Source organism: Curtobacterium citri (assembly GCF_030362955.1).
GTDB classification, from domain to species: Bacteria; Actinomycetota; Actinomycetes; order Actinomycetales; family Microbacteriaceae; genus Curtobacterium; species Curtobacterium citri.
On sequence record NZ_JAUCML010000006.1, the window covers coordinates 1 to 17,070 of the forward strand.

A 17,070-nucleotide genomic window follows, 5' to 3' on the forward strand; every position below is an offset into this window, starting at 1 on the left:
CATGGCGCTCACGCTAGGCGCGCGTCCCCGGGAGCGGCAGGCCCTGGTGGTGCCCCCGACGTCACGAACGGGAGGCGGGGGGGGGGGGCGCCCCCCCCCCCCCCGCCCGCGGGGGGGGGGGGGGGGGGGGCGGGCCCCCCGCCCCCCCCCCCGCGCCTCCCGTGCGTGCGCTGGTGGTGCTCAGGCAGCGGGTGCCGCGCCGACCCAGTCGGCGAGCTTGCGGGCCGCGGCGCCGGAGTCGACCGCGTCCGCCGCCACGACGAGCTGCTCGCGGAAGCGCTGCAGGATCGGCCGGTCGGCCTGCTCCGGGTCCTCGGCCAGGCGGAAGGACACGAGACCGGCAGCGGCGTTGAGCAGGACGATGTCGCGGACCGGTCCGGTCTCCCCGGCGAGCACGCGGTGGACGACCGCGGCGTTGTGCTCGGGGTCGCCGCCGAGCAGGTCCTCGGTGCGGGCGCGGGCGATGCCGAGGTCGCGGGGGTCGAGGTCGTGCTCGGTGACCCGCCCGCCCGTGACCTCCCAGATGTGCGAGTGCCCGGTCGTCGTGAGCTCGTCCAGCCCGTCGTCCCCCCGGAAGACCAACGCGGTCGCGCCCCGGGTCTGGAACACGCCCGTGATGATCGGCACCAGTTCGAGCTGTGCCACGCCCACGGCGTTCGCTTCGCAGCGCGCCGGGTTCACGAGCGGCCCGAGGAAGTTGAACACCGTCGGGACGCCGATCTCGCGACGGACGGGGGCGGCGTGCGCGAAGCCCGGGTGGAAGGCGCTCGCGAAGGCGAAGGTCAGTCCGACACGCCGGAAGGTGTCCGCGACGCGCACCGCGTCCATGGAGAGGTCGAGCCCGAGCGCGGCGAGGACGTCGCTCGACCCGGACTTCGAGGAGCTCGCGCGGTTGCCGTGCTTGACGACCGGCACGCCCGAGGCGGCGATGACGATCGCGGCCATCGTCGAGACGTTCACGGTGCCGACCACGTCGCCCCCGGTGCCGACGATGTCGAGCGCCATCGGGTCGACGTCCAGCGGTACGGCGGCGTCGAGGATCGCGTCGCGGAACCCGACGACCTCGTCGACCGTCTCGCCCTTCGCCCGCAGCGCCACGGCGAAGGCGGCGATCTGGGAGTGGGTCGCACGTCCCTGGACGATCTCCTCCATGGCCCACGTGGACTGCCTGATCGTGAGGTCCTCGCGTGCCATGAGGGCGCTGATCACCGCGGGCCAGGAGAGTGGGAGCGACATGCCTCGATCGTACTGAGTTCGGAAGACCCGCCAGTCTGCTGCGAAAACACTGTCACCGGTTTCGGCCATAATGGAACACGTGACTAGCACCCCTCTCTCCAGATCCGCCAGCGGTCCGGTCCTGAACAGGCCGAACGCCGTTGCCGTGGGGACGATCGTGTGGCTGGGCAGCGAGGTCATGTTCTTCGCCGGCCTGTTCGCGATCTACTTCACGCTGCGCAGCACGTCCCCCGAGCTCTGGGCCACCGAGACCTCCAAGCTCGACGTGCCCTACGCCTCCGTGAACACGATCATCCTGGTGCTGTCCAGCTTCGCCTGCCAGTTCGCGGTGTTCGCCGCGGAGCGCTTCCAGGTGCACCGCACGAGCTGGAACCCGAAGGACTGGGGCATGACGGAGTGGTTCTTCGTCACCTACTGCATGGGCGCGATCTTCGTCTGCGGCCAGCTCTTCGAGTACGCGCACCTCTGGCACGACGGGGTCACGCTGTCGTCCAGCGCCTACGGCTCCGCGTTCTACATGACCACCGGCTTCCACGGCCTGCACGTCACGGGTGGTCTCATCGCCTTCCTCCTGACCCTCGGCCGCGGCTTCGCCGCCAAGAACTTCGGTCACAAGGAGGCGACCACCGCGATCGTCGTGTCGTACTACTGGCACTTCGTCGACGTCGTCTGGATCGGCCTCTTCGCCGTCATCTACCTTCTCAAGTAGGAACTGGATAGCCCCCACCGCATGTTCAACAGAAGCAAGTCCAAGAAGGGCCGCCGCTCCCCGATGGCGACCGTGTCGCTCATCGTCGTGGGTCTGATGACCACCGGCGGCGCGTACGCGCTGTTCAGCTCGACGGCCAACGCCGACGACAGCACCACCACCGCTGCGTCGAGCCAGTCCCAGGTGAACGAGGGCGAGAAGCTCTTCGCCTCGAACTGCGCCACCTGCCACGGGCTCGACGCCCAGGGCACCGGCGAGGGCCCGTCCCTCATCGGCGTCGGCGCCGCTTCGGTCGACTTCCAGGTCGGCACCGGCCGCATGCCGATGGCTGCGCAGGGCCCCCAGGCCGAGGAGAAGCCCGCTCAGTTCACGGACGAGCAGGTCGACGCCATGGGCGCCTACGTCGCTTCGCTGGGCCCCGGCCCGTCGGTCCCGTCCTCGTCGCTGACGGACGGCAAGGGTGACGCGGCCGAGGGCGCCGAGCTCTTCCGCATCAACTGCGCCATGTGCCACAACGTGGCCGGTGCCGGTGGCGCCCTGACCGAGGGCAAGTACGCCCCGAACCTGCAGTCGGTGTCCGGCAAGCACATCTACGAGGCCATGGTCACGGGCCCGCAGAACATGCCGGTGTTCAACGACCTGAACCTCACCCCGGAGCAGAAGGCCGACATCATCACGTACCTCAAGTACGTGCAGGACAACAAGTCGCCCGGCGGGTTCGCCCTCGGCTCCCTCGGCCCGGTGGCAGAGGGTCTGTTCATCTGGATCTTCGGCCTCGGTGCCGTCGTCGCGATGACCGTCTGGCTGACGGCGAAGTCCAACTGATCGTCCGTGTCGAACGACACTGAAGGGAACACCATGGCAGAGCACGACGACGAGGCACTGAACTCGTCCTCGGCTGTCGAGAAGCACGGCACGACCAGCACCTCCGTCGGGACGGCTGTCGTCCCCGCCGAGCCGTTCGAGAACCCGGGCGAGCCGCCGCACCGCCCTCGCCGCACCGACGTCGACCCGAAGAAGCAGCGCCTCGCCGAGCGTCAGGTCGCGACGTTCTTCTACCTCTCCGTCGTGGGCAGCGTCCTCGCGATCGCGGCGTACGTCGCGTTCCCGATCGACCCCGAGGACTTCGGAACCGTCCGTGCCGGCAACCTCTGGCTCGGCCTCTCGATCGCGCTCGCCCTCCTCGCACTCGGCCTCGGCGCCGTCTACTGGGGCAAGTCGCTGGTCGTCGACCGCGAGATCTCGGAGATGCGCCACGGCACCCGTGGCACCGACGCGACCCGTGCCAAGGCGGTCGAGGCGTTCCAGCTCGCCGACAAGGAGTCGGGCTTCAGCCGTCGCAAGCTGATCCGCAACTCGATGATCGGTGCGCTGGCGGCCTTCCCGCTGCCCGGCATCGTGCTCGTCCGTGACCTGGCCCCCGCCGAGGACCCGAACGAGCTCCTGCGCCACACGTTCTGGAAGTCGGGCATGCGTCTGACCAAGGACCCGACGGGCTTGCCGATCAAGGCGTCCGACGTCACCATCGGTTCGGTGTTCCACGTCATCCCGGACGGCATGCTCGACTCCGAGCACATGCTCGAGGAGAAGGCGAAGGCCTCCGTCCTCCTCATGCGTCTCGACCCGAAGGACCTCAACCCCAGCAAGGGGCACGAGGACTGGGGCTACGACGGCATCGTCGCCTACTCCAAGATCTGCACCCACGTCGGGTGCCCGGTCGCGCTCTACGAGCAGCAGACGCACCACCTGCTGTGCCCGTGCCACCAGTCGACGTTCGACGTCTCGAACAACTGCGAGGTCATCTTCGGCCCGGCTGCACGTCCCCTCCCCCAACTTCCGATCGCGATCGACGACGACGGCTACCTGGTCGCACAGAGCGACTTCCACGAGCCGGTCGGGCCGTCCTTCTGGGAGCGTGAACGCTGATGACCAGCACCACAACCACCAGCGCACCGACGACGGCCACCCGGCCCGAGCCGACGCGCGGGTCCCGTCTCATCGGGGCCACCGCCAACTACATCGACGAGCGCACCAGCATCTCCGGCCTCGTGAAGGAGGTCGGGCGCAAGATCTTCCCCGACCACTGGAGCTTCATGCTCGGCGAGGTCGCGCTCTACAGCTTCGTCGTCGTCCTGCTCTCGGGAACGTTCCTGACGTTCTTCTTCCAGGCGTCGATGACCGAGGTCGTCTACAACGGCTCCTACGTGCCGCTCAAGGGCGTCGAGATGTCGACCGCCCTGCAGTCGACGCTGAACATCTCGTTCGACATCCGCGGCGGGCTGTTCGTCCGGCAGATCCACCACTGGGCCGCCCTGCTGTTCGTCGCCTCGGTGATGCTGCACATGGCCCGCGTGTTCTTCACGGGTGCCTTCCGCAAGCCGCGTGAGCTCAACTGGGTCTTCGGCTTCGTGCTGTGGGTCCTGGCCATGGCCGAGGGCTTCACCGGCTACTCGCTCCCCGACGACCTGCTCTCCGGCAACGGTCTCCGCATCATCGTCGGCATGATCGAGGGCGTCCCGGTGATCGGCGTCTGGATCGCCTACCTGCTCTTCGGCGGCGAGTTCCCGGGCACCGACATCGTCGGCCGCCTCTACACGCTGCACATCCTGCTGCTGCCGGCGATCCTCGTCGCCGTGCTGGGCGTCCACCTCGTGCTGGTCGTCATCAACAAGCACACGCAGTTCGCCGGACCGGGCAAGACCGAGGAGAACGTCGTCGGTGTGCCGATCCTCCCGGCGTTCGCCGCGAAGGCCGGTGGCTTCTTCTTCATCGTCGCGGGCATCCTGGCCCTCATCGCGTCGCTGTTCACGATCAACCCGATCTGGAACTACGGCCCGTACGACCCGTCCCCGGTGTCCGCCGGTACCCAGCCCGACTGGTACATCGGCTTCGCCGACGGTGCGCTCCGTCTGGTGCCGCCGCACTGGGAGGTCGTGTGGTTCGGCTACACGGTGTCGTTCAACATCCTCGCGCCGATCGCCGTCCTGATGGCCCTCATCATCGCGATGTTCGCCTACCCGTTCCTCGAGGCGTGGGTGACGGGCGACAAGCGTGAGCACCACCTCGCCGACCGTCCGCGCAACGCCCCGACCCGCACGGCCATCGGTGCCGCCGGCATCACGCTCTACGCGTCGCTGTGGGCCGCTGCCTCGTCGGACATCATCGCGACGCACTTCATGGTGTCGATCGAGCACGTGATCCACGTGATCCAGGCCACGACGGTCCTCGGCCCGTTCGTCGCCTTCTGGATCACGAAGCGTGTCTGCCTGGCGCTGCAGAAGAAGGACCGCGAGATCGTCCTGCACGGCTACGAGTCGGGCCGCATCGTCCGACTCCCCCACGGCGAGTACATCGAGGTGCACGAGCAGCTCGACGAGTACGAGCGCTGGAAGCTCCTGCAGTTCAACGAGTACAAGCCGCTCATGGTCCGCCCGGACGCGAAGGGTCGGATCACCGGCGTGCAGAAGGTCCGTGCGAACGTCTCCCGCTTCTTCTTCGAGGACCGCATCGCGCCGGTCACGAAGGCCGAGCTCGAGGCCGCGCACGCCGCACACCACGGCCCGGAGCTGGAGGGCGACCACCAGGCCCAGGCCCCGGCGCTCGGTGCGGCCAACCACTGAGTCCCGGCACCACCGAACGAGCCCCCCGACCACATAGTGGTCGGGGGGCTCGTTCGTTCCGGTTCGGCGAAACCCCGCTTCCGGTTCACCCCCAGTTCACGGTGTCGTGCTGGACTCGTCCAGGACGGTGTGGCAACGTGTTGCACCACGCATCCGCCAACGGAACGAGAGACCGATGGACAGCCGGACGGCCGAACACCCCAGGCCGAACCACTTCCTCCTCCACCTCAGCGACACCCACCTCGTGGCGGGTGACGGCGCGCTCTACGGCGACGTCGACTCCGCCGCGCGACTCTCCGCGATCATCGCCGACATCGAGGCATCGGGCACGCGGCCCGAGGCGATCGTCATCACCGGCGACGTGGCGGACAAGGGCGAAGCCGGTGCCTACGTGCGGGTCCGTGACATCGTGGAGCCGGCCGCCGAGCGCCTCGGTGCGCAGGTCGTGTGGGCCATGGGGAACCACGACGAGCGCGGTGCCTTCCGGCAGGAGCTCTTCGGTCTCCAGCCGACCGATCGTCCGGTCGACTTCGTCTACGACGTGAACGGCCTCCGCGTGATCACCCTCGACACGAGCGTGCCGGGGGCGCACCACGGCGAGGTCACCCCCGCGCAGCTCGACTGGCTCGCCGAGGTGCTGTCCGAGCCCGCGCCGCACGGCACGATCCTCGCGATGCACCACCCACCGGTCCCGAGCGTGCAGGACCTCGCCGTGCTCGTCGAGCTGCGCGACCAGGCCGCGCTGGCGGAGGTCGTCGAGGGATCGGACGTCATCTCGATCATCGCCGGACACCTGCACTACTCGACGAGCGCCGTGTTCGCGGGTGTGCCCGTGTCCGTGGCGAGTGCCACCTGCTACACGCAGGACCTCACGGAGTACCAGGGCGGGACCCGGGGGCAGGACGGCGCGCAGTCGTTCAACCTCGTGCATGTGTACGGCAACAACGTCGTGCACTCCGTGGTGCCGATCGGCCACTACTCGACGGTGGGTGAGCCGGTGTCCGCGGAGCAGACCGAGGCGCGTCTCGGTGCGGCCGGCATCACCATCGCTCCGGCCGTCGAGCCGGCGCCCGTCACGTCGAGCATCCCGGTGTTCACCCTTGACACGGTGCCCACCTCCCCCATCCGTCGCTGACGGTCATCCGTCTTCGACGGCCGGACGTCGCTGACGGCCATCCGAGCTTCCTGGCCGGACGTCGCTGCAGGCCGGACAGCGCTGTGAGGTGACGTCCCTGCCGGGCCCACGCCGAGCCTCCCGTCCGTCCCGCTGTGGCCGGTCCTGCCCGCCGAGCGGGCACGACGTGCCGCGCGCGGTCGTCCGGCGGGCACGACTCGTCGCGCCCGCGCGCCGAGCGTGACAGGAAGGACCCGCTCGCGCGGAGGCGACCGGCCCGGAACAGGCCGGACCGGCCGCAGCCCACTCAGTCGGTCGGCTGCTCCCACGGCGCCGGGAACGGGAAGTACTTCTCGAGGAAGTCCGTCACCCGTCGCGTGCGCTCCTCGTCGGAGACCTCCGGGAAGCTGCCGTCGTTGAGGCAGAAGAAGTCGACGTTCCGCTTCTTGAGCAGGTCCTCGAGCGCCTTGAGCCCGGACTGCATCGTCGTGTCGACGTAGCGGACCGGCGCGTTCTCCTGCACGATGGCCCGCCCTGTGAGCAGCGCGTAGTAGTGGTAGAGCGAGTTCGTGACGGAGATGTTCTCGGCCGCACGGAACCGCGAGGCCATCGTCGCGCGGAACTCGTCCGCGAACTCGTGCTCCATCTCGGTCATGATCGACGCCCGGAGCGGGGTCGGCGCGTGCTCGAGGTGCCGCGTGGTGACGGCGCCGAACCGCTGCTGCAGCAGGCGGCGGTTGACCCGGGCGGAGTTCTCGAACCCGCTGCGAGCCGGGTTGTTCGAGCCGAGCCCGATGCGGGTCGTCGCGAGGATGAACTTCGTCACCGAACCCGGGCTGAAGAACACCGACGGGTCCACGAGTCGCCCGAAGAACATGTCGTCGTTCGAGTAGATGAAGTGCTCGCTGATGCCCGGGATGTGGTGCAGCTGGGACTCGACGGCCTGCGAGTTGTGCGTCGGCAGCACGGACGGGTCGGCGAAGAACTCCTCGCTCCGCACGATCCGCACCTTCGGGTGGTCCGCGAGCCACGCCGGCGCCGGGGAGTCGGTGGCGATGTAGATGCGGCGGATCCACGGCGCGAAGGTGTGCACGGAGCGGAGCGCGTACTTCAGCTCGTCGATCTGCCGGAAGCGGGCCGGGGCGTCGTCGCCCTCGCCGAGCACGGCGTTCGCCTGCGCGGCCTGACGGGCGCGCTGGTACTCGATCGCGTTGCCGTCGACCCACGAGAAGACGATGTCGATGGGGAAGCGGATGTCGGAGACGTGGTCGTCGAACATGTGCTCGACCGTCCGCCAGGTGCGGCCGTACCGCTCGATGTCCACGAGCACGAACTCGTCGATCGGCAGGCTGCGGCGCATGAGCGCGTTCTCGACGGGCGCGAGCACCTCGGTGTCGGTGACGCGCCAGAACTCGAGCTGCACGCTCGTCTCGGCGCCGTACCGGAGGCGACCGAGGGGCTCGAGGCGGGGCCGGAAGACCCGGAGCACGGGCTCGTCGGCGTTGCCGAGGCCGTCGTCGACGACGAGGACCGCGGGCTCCCCCGGCGGCTTGGCGTAGAGCGGCTCGTTCGCGGCGGCCGCCATGACGGCGCTCTCGGCGCGCTGGCGGTCCCGCTCGTCGACCGCGATGACCGGCCGTCGGTCGTTGCCACGGATGAGCAGGTGGTCGACGTCACCGGCGGTGAGCGCGTCGTCGAGGAACAACAGGTCCTCGATCATCGACTGCTGGGGCGTGAGGTGCCCGTTGACCAGGGTCAGCCGTCCCTTGCGGACGACGACGTCGGGACGGTCGAGACCGCCGGAGGACGGTCGAGGGTTCAGCAGAGGACTCTCGGTCGCCGGCTCGGTCTCGTGGCTCATCCATGCCCTTCGGGTCGCGTCAGCCGGACCCCGTGCCCGGCTCCTGCGATCCTACCGTCCGCCGGGAGAACGCGAGCGCGTGCCGGTCACGGCCGGGAGGCACGCCCCGCGTCCGCCTCGCGGGGCACCTTGACCGAGATCCCGACCAGGATGAACGCCGCGGCTGCGACGAGCTGCAGGGCCGCCCAGACCTGTCCCGGGATCGGCACGACGACGACCGGGTTCCAGCAGACCGCGATCGCGGCCGTCAGGGCCACGGCCCACCACGCCCGGCCGCGGACCGCGAAGACGAGCACGATCAGGGCGAGCACCGTCACCCCCCAGCGGACGAAGACGAACGCCGACGAGTCGACGATCGCCACGAAGGCGACGAGGACCACCGCGGCGAGCAGCGACGGCGCGAGTGCGGGGCGCGTGAACGACGGTGTGCCGTCGGTCCCGGCGGTCGCGCCCGCCGGCCGTCGCGCGTCCGGACGGCCCGACGGCACGCCCTGCAGCGACGACCCGGCCGGTGGGCGTCCCTTGCGCGGCATCAGGCGCCGGTCTCCCCGAGGTCGATCGCCTGGATGGAGCGGGACATCGGGGGCAGGTCGCGGACGCGTTCGAGGGCCGGTAGGAGCTCGTCGACGACCGCGCGGTAGCCGTCCTCGGTGAGGTGCAGGCCGTCGTCGGTGTACCGGGCGTCCAGGTGGTCGTCGTCCGCGAGGGCCGGCCACAGGTCGAGGTACTGCGCGTGGCACGTCGCGACGAACTGGCGGAGGTGGCGGTTGGCCTCCTCGATCTTCGCGCACCAGTCGGCCTGCCGCGGCGGGATCGAGACGAGCAGCAGTCGGACCCCGGGCAGCTCGCGGCGGAGCGTCACGAGGATCGACTCCACGCCGCGGACGACGTGCTCGACGCTGGCGCGGTGGTTGCCGAAGTCGTTCGTCCCGATGAGGAGCACGATCACCTCGGGCTGCTCCGCGATGACGTCGTCGAGCCGGGCGAGCACGCCGTCGGTGGTGTCGCCACCGACTCCGCGGTTGCTCGTGCGTTCGCCGGGGAGCCACTGGTCCCACGACCCCTGCTCGGTGATGCTGTCGCCCAGGAACAGGACGCTGGGGTGTTCCGTGGTCATGCTGCCTCCTCGTGTGCCGGTTGCGGGTCCCCATTCTGCTGGGTCCAGTTCCGCCCCGTCGACTCGGTGTGTTCGGACTCGCGCTCGGCCGCCGCGGTGATGCGCTCGACCATGCCGGGGAAGATGACGCCGTGGAAGGGCAGGATGCCGTACCAGTACAGGCGCCCGGACAGCCCCTGGGGGAAGTAGATCGCCCGCTGGTGGTAGTCGCTCCCGCCGTCGTCGCTCGGCGTCACGGTCATCTCGAGCCAGGCGCGGCCCGGGGACTTGAACTCCGCACGCAGGCGGAGGTACCGGCCACGCTCGAGCTGCTCGACGCGCCACCAGTCGAGCGCGTCGCCCTGCTCGAGCCGGCGCTGGTCGCGACGGCCCCGGTTCAGCCCGACGCCGCCGGCGAGCTTGTCGAGCCACCCACGGGCGACCCACGCCAGCGGGAAGGAGTACCAGCCGTTCTCGCCGCCGATCGACTCGACGACCCGCCACACGTCCGCGGCGCTGGCCGAGGAGTGTCGCTTCCGGTCGTCCACGTACACCGTGTGTCCGGCCCACTCGGGGTCGCTCGGCAGCGGGTCGGCGGAGGTCGCCGCGAGGGTCGCGTTGCGCCAGCTCGTCTCGACCTCGCCGTCGCGCATCTTCGTCAGGGCGAGCCGCACGGCACGGCGGTAGGAGGTCAGGCCGCCCTCGGGACGGGGGACGACGTCGTCGATGTCGTGCTCGCGCTGGACGCACTCGAACTGCAGCGACTCGATGATCGGCGTCGCGAGCTTGCGCGGGATGGGCGTCACGATGTTGAACCAGTGCGCGGACAGCCCCGGGGTGAGCACGGGGAGCACCGAGAAGCGGCGCTGCGGCAGCCCGGCCTCGACCGCGTAGCCGTTCAGCATCTGGCCGTACTTGAGCACGTCCGGCCCGCCGATGTCGAAGGTGCGGTTCACGTCGGCCGGGATCCGGAGCGCCTCGACGAGGTAGTACAGGACGTCCCGCACGGCGATCGGCTGGATGCGGTTGCGCACCCACCGCGGCGCGGGCATCCACGGCAGGACGTCGGTGACGTGACGGATCATCTCGAACGAGGTGCTGCCGGAGCCGATGACGACACCCGCCTGGTAGGCGATGGTCGGCACGCCGGACGCGAGCAGCACGTCGCCCACCTCCTTGCGGCTGCGGAGGTGCTTGGAGAGCTCGCCGTCGGGGTGGAGCCCACCGAGGTAGACGAACCGACCGACCCCGGCGTCGCGGGCCTCGCGCGCCATCGTCTCGACGGCGTCCCGCTCGGCCTGCTCGAAGTCGCCGTCCGCGCCCATCGCGTGCGCCAGGTAGTAGACCGCCTCGATCCCCTGCACCGCGGCACGGACGGCCTCGGCGTCCTGCAGGTCGCCCGCGGCGATCTCCACGTCGTCGTGCCACGGCACGTCCTGGAGCTTGCGGGGCGTGCGGACGAAGACGCGGACGCGGTGTCCGGCCTCGAGGAGACGGGGGACGAGACGTCCTCCGATGTAGCCGGTTGCACCGGTGACGAGGACCTGCATGAGGGGCACGGTACGCCGGTCGCCTCCGGGTAGTCTTTCCGGGTGGACAACGCAGCAACCCCCGCAGACCAGGTCCGTCCCGCGCCGCTCGGCGCCGACGAGGTGCGGGCCCTCATCGACCACGCGATCCTCAAGCCGGAGCTGACCCGCGCCGACGTCGACGCGCAGCTCGACGAGGCCGCTGCGTACCGCGTGTTCAGCGTGTGCGTCCGTCCGAGCGACGTGGCCCACGCCGTCGAGCGCCTGCGGGGCACCGGGGTCGGCGTCGGCACCGTCATCGGCTTCCCGCACGGCACCACCACGACCGCCACGAAGGTCGCGGAGTCCCTGCAGGCCCTGGCGGACGGCGCCTTCGAGCTCGACATGGTCCAGAACATCGCCGCAGCACGCTCGGGTGACTGGGAGCGCGTCGAACAGGACGTCCGCGCCGTGGTCGACGCCGCCGGGGACACCGTCGTGAAGGTCATCCTCGAGACGGCGTTCCTGACCGACGACGAGGTCGTCGCGGCTTCGCGTGCCGCACAGCGTGCCGGTGCCGCCTTCGTGAAGACCTCGACGGGCTTCGCCGGTGGTGGCGCGACCGCCGAGCACATCCGGCTCATGCGCGAGACGGTCGGACCGGACACCGGCGTGAAGGCCTCCGGTGGGGTCCGCGGTCTCGACACGCTCGTCGAGATGGTCGAGGCCGGCGCCGACCGCATCGGCACGAGCGCCTCCGCCCGCATCCTCGACGAGCTCGGCCACCGTGCCGAGACGGGCGCAGCCTCCGCCCTCGGTGACGACACCACCTCGTACTGAATCCCCCGGGCCCGCACGAGGCCCGGACCAGCACCGCCTAACCCGACCCCGTCGCCCGGGTCGGCACGCACCGACGCGTGGACGCGTCGGACAGCCGCACCGGGCCTCCAGACCGCCGCATCGGAGCGCGCATGTCCAGCACCGCACCCCAGTCCCCCTCGTCCCCGTCGTCCCCGTCGTCCCCGTCAGGCTCGGCGCTCGCACTCGCCGTGGACCTCGGTGGCACCAAGGTCGAGGCGGCCTTCGTGACCGACCAGGGCGTCGTCGTGCCGGGCACCCGGCACCGCAGCCCGACCGGGCCGCAGCGGACGTCGGACGAGCTGCAGGCGGCGGTGGACGAGGTCGTCACCGCGACGCTCGCGACCCTGCCGACCGACGCGGTCCTCGTCGGCGTCGGCGTGGGGTCCGCCGGGCCGGTCGACGAGGAGCGGGGGCTCGTCTCCCCCCTCAACATGCCGGTCTGGCGCGGGTACCCGCTGCGTGACCGGATCGCAGCGCTCGTGCCGGACGGCGTCCCGGTGACGCTCCGGATGGACGGCCTCGCGATCACGCTCGCCGAGCACTGGGTCGGCGCCGCGCAGGGCTCGGACCACGTCATGGGCATGATCGTCTCGACGGGCGTCGGTGGCGGCCTCATCCTGCACGGCCGGACGGTCAGCGGTCCGACGGGCAACGCCGGCCACATCGGGCACGTCGAGTGCGGCGGGTTCGACGATCCCTGCGCCTGCGGCGGCACCGGCTGCCTCGAAGCGGTCGCCAGCGGCCCGAAGACCGTGGCCTGGGCGCAGCGTCAGGGCTTCGCCGGGACGACCGGCGAGGAGCTCTCCGCCGCGTACGCCGCGGGCGACGAGATCGCGGTCGCCGCGGTCCGACGGAGTGGGCGGGCCCTCGGGCAGGCGATCGCGGCCGCGACCAGCCTGGTCGACCTCGAGGTCGTGGCCATCGGCGGTGGGTTCTCCCACGTCAGCCCGGACCTGTTCACGTACGCCCGGGAGGCCGTGGCCGAACGGGTCGAGTTCGGCTTCGTGACGAAGGTCCGGATCGTGCCGACCGGGCTCTCGCAGGACGGTCCGCTCATCGGCGCCGGCGCCCTGGTGCACCGCGCCGATGTCCTGCGCTGAGCGGGGCGGCAGGGCGGGACCGCGCCGACGTCCTGCGCTGAGCGAGACCCCCGGGAAGGCCGGACGTCCACCGACCTGTGCACAGGGCCCCTGGACGCCCTGCCGGTCGGGCAGGATGAGCGGGTGCCGACCCCGCGCCTGCTGACCAGCGACGACTGGCCGGAGGCGGAGCTGCGCGCCGCGGTCCTCGCCGGCGAGCTCGTCGCCGTCGGACGGTGCTGGGCCTCCCCCGCCGAGCCGCAGGTCCCGGCGCTCCGGGCCGCTGCGCACGCGTGGCGGATCCCGGACCGGCGCCTGGTCGCGGGCGGGCGGTCCGCTGCCTGGATCTGGGGCGCGACGGCACGCGAGCCGGCCGTGCCCGAGGTCGTCGCACCGCCGAACCTGCGCGTGCGCGTCGACGCCGACGTCCGCCTGCGGGAGGTCCGGCTGGAGGACGGCGACGTGGTCGTGCTCGGGACCGTCCGGGTCACCACGCCGCTGCGGACCGCACTCGACCTGCTGCGTGCGCCCGGCCCGTTCGCCGCCGACGCGCGGGACTGCCTGCAGGGGCTCGTCGCGATCGGAGTGGTCGACCCCGATGCCGTCCGGGCGCGACTCGACGCGCTGGGGACGGTGCCGATGGTCCGTCAGGCGGCGCGGCGGCTCGCGGAGGTGACGGGGCCGGTCAGCCGGCGCTGACCCGGTACACGTCGTACACGGCGTCGATGCGGCGCACCGCGTTGAGCACGCGGTCGAGGTGCGTCGTGTCGCCCATCTCGAACACGAAGCGGCTGAGCGCGAGCCGGTCGGACGACGTCGACACGGTCGCCGACAGGATGTTCACGTGGTGGTCGGTCAGCACACGCGTGACGTCGCTGAGGAGCCCCGACCGGTCGAGGGCCTCGATCTGGATCTGCACGAGGAAGACCGACTTGGACGACGGCGCCCACTCGACCTCGATCATCCGGTCCGGCTCGTTCATGAGCGACTTCACGTTGGTGCAGGACGCCTGGTGCACGGACACGCCCTGACCGCGGGTGATGAACCCGACGATCTGGTCGCCCGGCACCGGGGTGCAGCACTTCGCGAGCTTCACCAGGATGTCCGGCGCGCCGCGAACGAGCACGCCGCTGTCGCTGTTGCGCAGCTGTCGGCTCGTCACCTGGCGCGGGAACGCCAGCTCCGGCTCGTCGGTCTCCGACTCCGTCTGGACGTTGCCGAGCACCTTCTCGATGACCGACTGCGTGGAGACGTGCCCCTCGCCGACGGCCGCGTACAGCGCCGAGACGTCCTCGTACCGCATGGACGACGCCACCTCGGCGATGGAGTCCTGGCTCATGATGCGCTGGAGCGGGAGGTTCTGCTTCCGCATGGCCCGCGCGATCGCGTCACGACCCTGCTCGATCGCCTCCTCGCGACGCTCCTTGGTGAACCACTGCTTGATCTTGTTGCGGGCCCGCGGGCTCCGCACGAAGGTCAACCAGTCCTGGCTCGGCCCCGAGTCCGGGTTCTTCGACGTGAAGATCTCGACGACGTCACCGCTGGAGAGCGCGCTCTCGAGGGGCACGAGTCGACCGTTCACCTTCGCACCCATCGTGCGGTGCCCGATCTCCGTGTGCACCGCGTAGGCGAAGTCGACCGGGGTCGCGCCCGCCGGCAGGCCGATGACCTTGCCCTGCGGGGTGAAGACGTACGTCTCCTTGGCACCGATCTCGTACCGCAGCGAGTCGAGGAACTCCCCCGGGTCGCTCGTCTCGGCCTGCCAGTCGGTGATGTGGGCGAGCCACGCCATGTCCTGGTCGTCCGTCGTCGACGCGCTGTCAACGTCGCGTCCCGCTGCCCGCTGCTTGTACTTCCAGTGCGCCGCAACACCGAACTCGGCCCGCTGGTGCATCTCGTGCGTGCGGATCTGGATCTCCACGGCGCGACCCTGGGGCCCCAACACCGTCGTGTGCAGCGACTGGTACAGGTTGAACTTCGGCGTCGCGATGTAGTCCTTGAAGCGCCCCGGCAGCGGCGTCCAGCGCGCGTGCACCGAGCCGAGCATGGCGTAGCAGTCGCGGACGGTCGGCACGAGCACGCGGATCCCGACCAGGTCGTAGATCTCGTCGAACTCGCGCCCCCGCACGATCATCTTCTGGTAGATCGAGTAGTACTGCTTCGGCCGGCCCATGACCTCGCCGCGGACCTTCGCGGCCTTCAGGTCCTTCTTGAGCGTCCCGATGACGTTCTGCACGAACTGCTCGCGGCGCGGCTGCCGCTCCTTGACCAGGCTGTCGATCTCGACGTAGAGCTTCGGGTGCAGGACCGCGAACGACAGGTCCTCGAGCTCCAGCTTGATCATCTGGATGCCGAGTCGGTGCGCCAGGGGCGCGTAGATCTCGAGCGTCTCCTTGGCCTTCCGCGTGGCCGACGCGGACTCGACGAAGCCCCACGTGCGCGCGTTGTGCAGGCGGTCGGCGAGCTTGATGACCAGGACACGGATGTCCTTCGACATCGCGATGACCATCTTGCGGACGGTCTCGGCCTGCGCACTGTCGCCGTACTTGACCTTGTCGAGCTTCGTGACGCCGTCCACGAGCATGGCGATCTCGTCGCCGAAGTCGGCCCGGAGCTCGTCGAGCTGGTAGTCCGTGTCCTCCACCGTGTCGTGCAGCAGCGCGGCGGCGATCGTGATGGTGCCGATGCCGAGGTCGGCCAGGATCTGCGCCACCGCGACGGGGTGCGTGATGTACGGCTCGCCGGACTTGCGCTTCTGCCCGTCGTGGGCGCGCTCCGCGACCGAGTACGCCCGCTCGATGAGCGTGACGTCGGCCTTGGGGTGGTGCGACCGCACCGTCCGGATGAGCGTGTCGACGGCGCCCGCGGGCTGCGCCCGCGAGAACAGGCGGGGCAGGAGGGACCGCAGGGACCCGAGGTTGCCGGTGGTCGTCGCGTTCAGCGGACTGGAGGGCCGTGGTGCGGAACCGGGACGGCTCGCGTCGGGCGACGGCGCACCCTGGGGCGAGGACTCACGGGTGTCCGTCATGTTGCGCCTCCAGCGACCGGTGTCCGGGTACGGTTCGACAAGCCTACGCGGGTCGCGCACGTGCCTGTGACCTGTTCGCTGACGGCCTCTCGTTGGACTGCTGGAGACTGGAGGAATCCCTGAGCACATGTGCAGGTGTATCTGAATGCGTCATTCGGGCCATTGACTTCCTACGAAGCCTGCCGATACGTTCCCGACGAGGACGGACAAGGGGCCCGTCCCGCGAACGGCATCAATGACGATGCTCATCGGGGAGAATTCAATGAAGAAGAAAACAATGCTTGCTGCTTTCGTCGTTCCGATGACAGCCGCTCTTCTCACGGTCGGTGCGCTGCCGGCCGACGCGGTGACTCCGAGCAGTGGCCACGGCGGCTACGTGGTCGTCGATCCGGCTGCGGCGCAGGTCACGGATCAGGGGGTGTTCTACCCGACCGGCAAGATCGGCGCCGACACCGTCGTGGTCGTTCCGGAAGCCGATGGTTCGCTGCCCAACGGCTTGACCACCTCGAAGCTGCAGCAACTCTACGGGTCCCGGGTAGCGCTTCCGGCGTCCGCACGAGGTGGCTCGGAGGCCACGTCCCAGCGCGTGACTGCTGCCGCCGCGTCGAATTACGCCTACCTCGCTTCGAGTGCATCCAGCTGGTCGAGGTCCTTCGCGGGTCCGAACATCATCGGTGCCGACGCCGCGGTGACGGTCAAGTACCGTTTCACCGTCGCGTCGTCAACGGCCCAGACGAACGCTGGTCAGGGCCTGGGCTACTACCGCGGCTACAACGGCAGTCAATTCGGGACCTGGTCGAAGTGGTACAACCTCGGGGTCGCCGACACCCGAACCCCGGGATCGACGAGTGTTCCGTGGGGAAATGTCTCCGCTCAGACGATGTTCCGCGCGAAGTGCGCCACATCGACGATCTGCAGCGGGTCCTTCTCCGCCAGCGGAGTCTGACTCCTGGCAGAG

15 protein-coding genes are annotated in these 17,070 nt (G+C 70.2%); 9 read left to right on the forward strand and 6 right to left on the reverse strand.

Annotated elements, in window-relative coordinates:
- Positions 1-180 precede the first annotated feature (180 nt).
- The gene (gene trpD / locus QUG92_RS10275) at positions 181-1,236 is read right to left on the reverse strand and encodes an anthranilate phosphoribosyltransferase (RefSeq protein WP_289458938.1); all 1,056 of its coding nucleotides are present in this window, start codon (positions 1,234-1,236) and stop codon (positions 181-183) included.
- Positions 1,237-1,306: 70 nt separating this feature from the next.
- Here trpD and ctaE point away from each other — a divergent pair, with 70 nt between their 5' ends.
- From ctaE to QUG92_RS10300, 5 genes are all read left to right on the forward strand, one after another.
- Positions 1,307-1,945, forward strand: a complete 639-nt coding sequence (gene ctaE / locus QUG92_RS10280; RefSeq protein WP_069710889.1) for an aa3-type cytochrome oxidase subunit III — start codon at positions 1,307-1,309, stop codon at positions 1,943-1,945.
- 21 nt (positions 1,946-1,966) lie between these two features.
- Positions 1,967-2,770, forward strand: a complete 804-nt coding sequence (gene qcrC / locus QUG92_RS10285) for a cytochrome bc1 complex diheme cytochrome c subunit (protein WP_069710890.1) — start codon at positions 1,967-1,969, stop codon at positions 2,768-2,770.
- 33 nt (positions 2,771-2,803) lie between these two features.
- A complete protein-coding gene (qcrA, locus tag QUG92_RS10290) occupies positions 2,804-3,871 on the forward strand; it encodes a cytochrome bc1 complex Rieske iron-sulfur subunit (RefSeq protein ID WP_069710891.1) in 1,068 nt (355 codons plus the stop codon).
- A complete protein-coding gene (gene qcrB / locus QUG92_RS10295; protein ID WP_182046667.1) occupies positions 3,871-5,565 on the forward strand; it encodes a cytochrome bc1 complex cytochrome b subunit in 1,695 nt (564 codons plus the stop codon). The genes qcrA and qcrB overlap by 1 nt, the downstream gene beginning before the upstream one ends.
- A 175-nt stretch (positions 5,566-5,740) precedes the next feature.
- Entirely contained in the window at positions 5,741-6,700 is a 960-nt protein-coding gene (locus tag QUG92_RS10300) for a phosphodiesterase (protein WP_289458941.1), read from the forward strand.
- 286 nt (positions 6,701-6,986) lie between these two features.
- Here QUG92_RS10300 and QUG92_RS10305 read toward each other — a convergent pair whose 3' ends face one another.
- The 4 genes from QUG92_RS10305 to QUG92_RS10320 form a co-directional block, all read right to left on the reverse strand.
- Positions 6,987-8,540 carry a stealth conserved region 3 domain-containing protein gene (locus QUG92_RS10305; protein WP_182046665.1) on the reverse strand — a complete coding sequence of 518 codons (1,554 nt, stop codon included), beginning with the start codon at positions 8,538-8,540 and terminating at the stop codon, positions 6,987-6,989.
- Between the two features lie 86 nt (positions 8,541-8,626).
- Complete coding sequence (locus QUG92_RS10310; RefSeq protein WP_259346147.1) at positions 8,627-9,073, reverse strand: DUF6804 family protein; 447 nt, start codon at positions 9,071-9,073, stop codon at positions 8,627-8,629.
- Positions 9,073-9,657: a GDSL-type esterase/lipase family protein gene (locus QUG92_RS10315; protein WP_289458950.1), complete on the reverse strand. Its 585-nt coding sequence runs from the start codon at positions 9,655-9,657 to the stop codon at positions 9,073-9,075. The genes QUG92_RS10310 and QUG92_RS10315 overlap by 1 nt, the downstream gene beginning before the upstream one ends.
- Positions 9,654-11,186 carry an SDR family oxidoreductase gene (locus tag QUG92_RS10320; RefSeq protein WP_289458951.1) on the reverse strand — a complete coding sequence of 511 codons (1,533 nt, stop codon included), beginning with the start codon at positions 11,184-11,186 and terminating at the stop codon, positions 9,654-9,656. The genes QUG92_RS10315 and QUG92_RS10320 overlap by 4 nt, the downstream gene beginning before the upstream one ends.
- 42 nt (positions 11,187-11,228) lie before the next feature.
- Here QUG92_RS10320 and deoC point away from each other — a divergent pair, with 42 nt between their 5' ends.
- The 3 genes from deoC to QUG92_RS10335 all read left to right on the forward strand — a co-directional run bounded on the left by deoC (position 11,229) and on the right by QUG92_RS10335 (position 13,783).
- Complete coding sequence (gene deoC, locus QUG92_RS10325; RefSeq protein ID WP_289458953.1) at positions 11,229-11,984, forward strand: deoxyribose-phosphate aldolase; 756 nt, start codon at positions 11,229-11,231, stop codon at positions 11,982-11,984.
- A 131-nt stretch (positions 11,985-12,115) separates the two neighbouring features.
- Entirely contained in the window at positions 12,116-13,105 is a 990-nt protein-coding gene (locus QUG92_RS10330) for an ROK family protein (protein ID WP_289458955.1), read from the forward strand.
- Positions 13,106-13,228: 123 nt separating this feature from the next.
- A complete protein-coding gene (locus QUG92_RS10335) occupies positions 13,229-13,783 on the forward strand; it encodes a type IV toxin-antitoxin system AbiEi family antitoxin (protein WP_182047526.1) in 555 nt (184 codons plus the stop codon).
- Here QUG92_RS10335 and QUG92_RS10340 read toward each other — a convergent pair.
- Positions 13,770-16,112, reverse strand: a complete 2,343-nt coding sequence (locus QUG92_RS10340; RefSeq protein ID WP_289458956.1) for a RelA/SpoT family protein — start codon at positions 16,110-16,112, stop codon at positions 13,770-13,772. The two genes, QUG92_RS10335 and QUG92_RS10340, sit on opposite strands and share 14 nt — an antisense overlap.
- 235 nt (positions 16,113-16,347) lie before the next feature.
- Here QUG92_RS10340 and QUG92_RS10345 point away from each other — a divergent pair, with 235 nt between their 5' ends.
- Positions 16,348-17,058, forward strand: a complete 711-nt coding sequence (locus tag QUG92_RS10345) for a hypothetical protein (RefSeq protein WP_289458957.1) — start codon at positions 16,348-16,350, stop codon at positions 17,056-17,058.
- Positions 17,059-17,070: the final 12 nt, after the last annotated feature.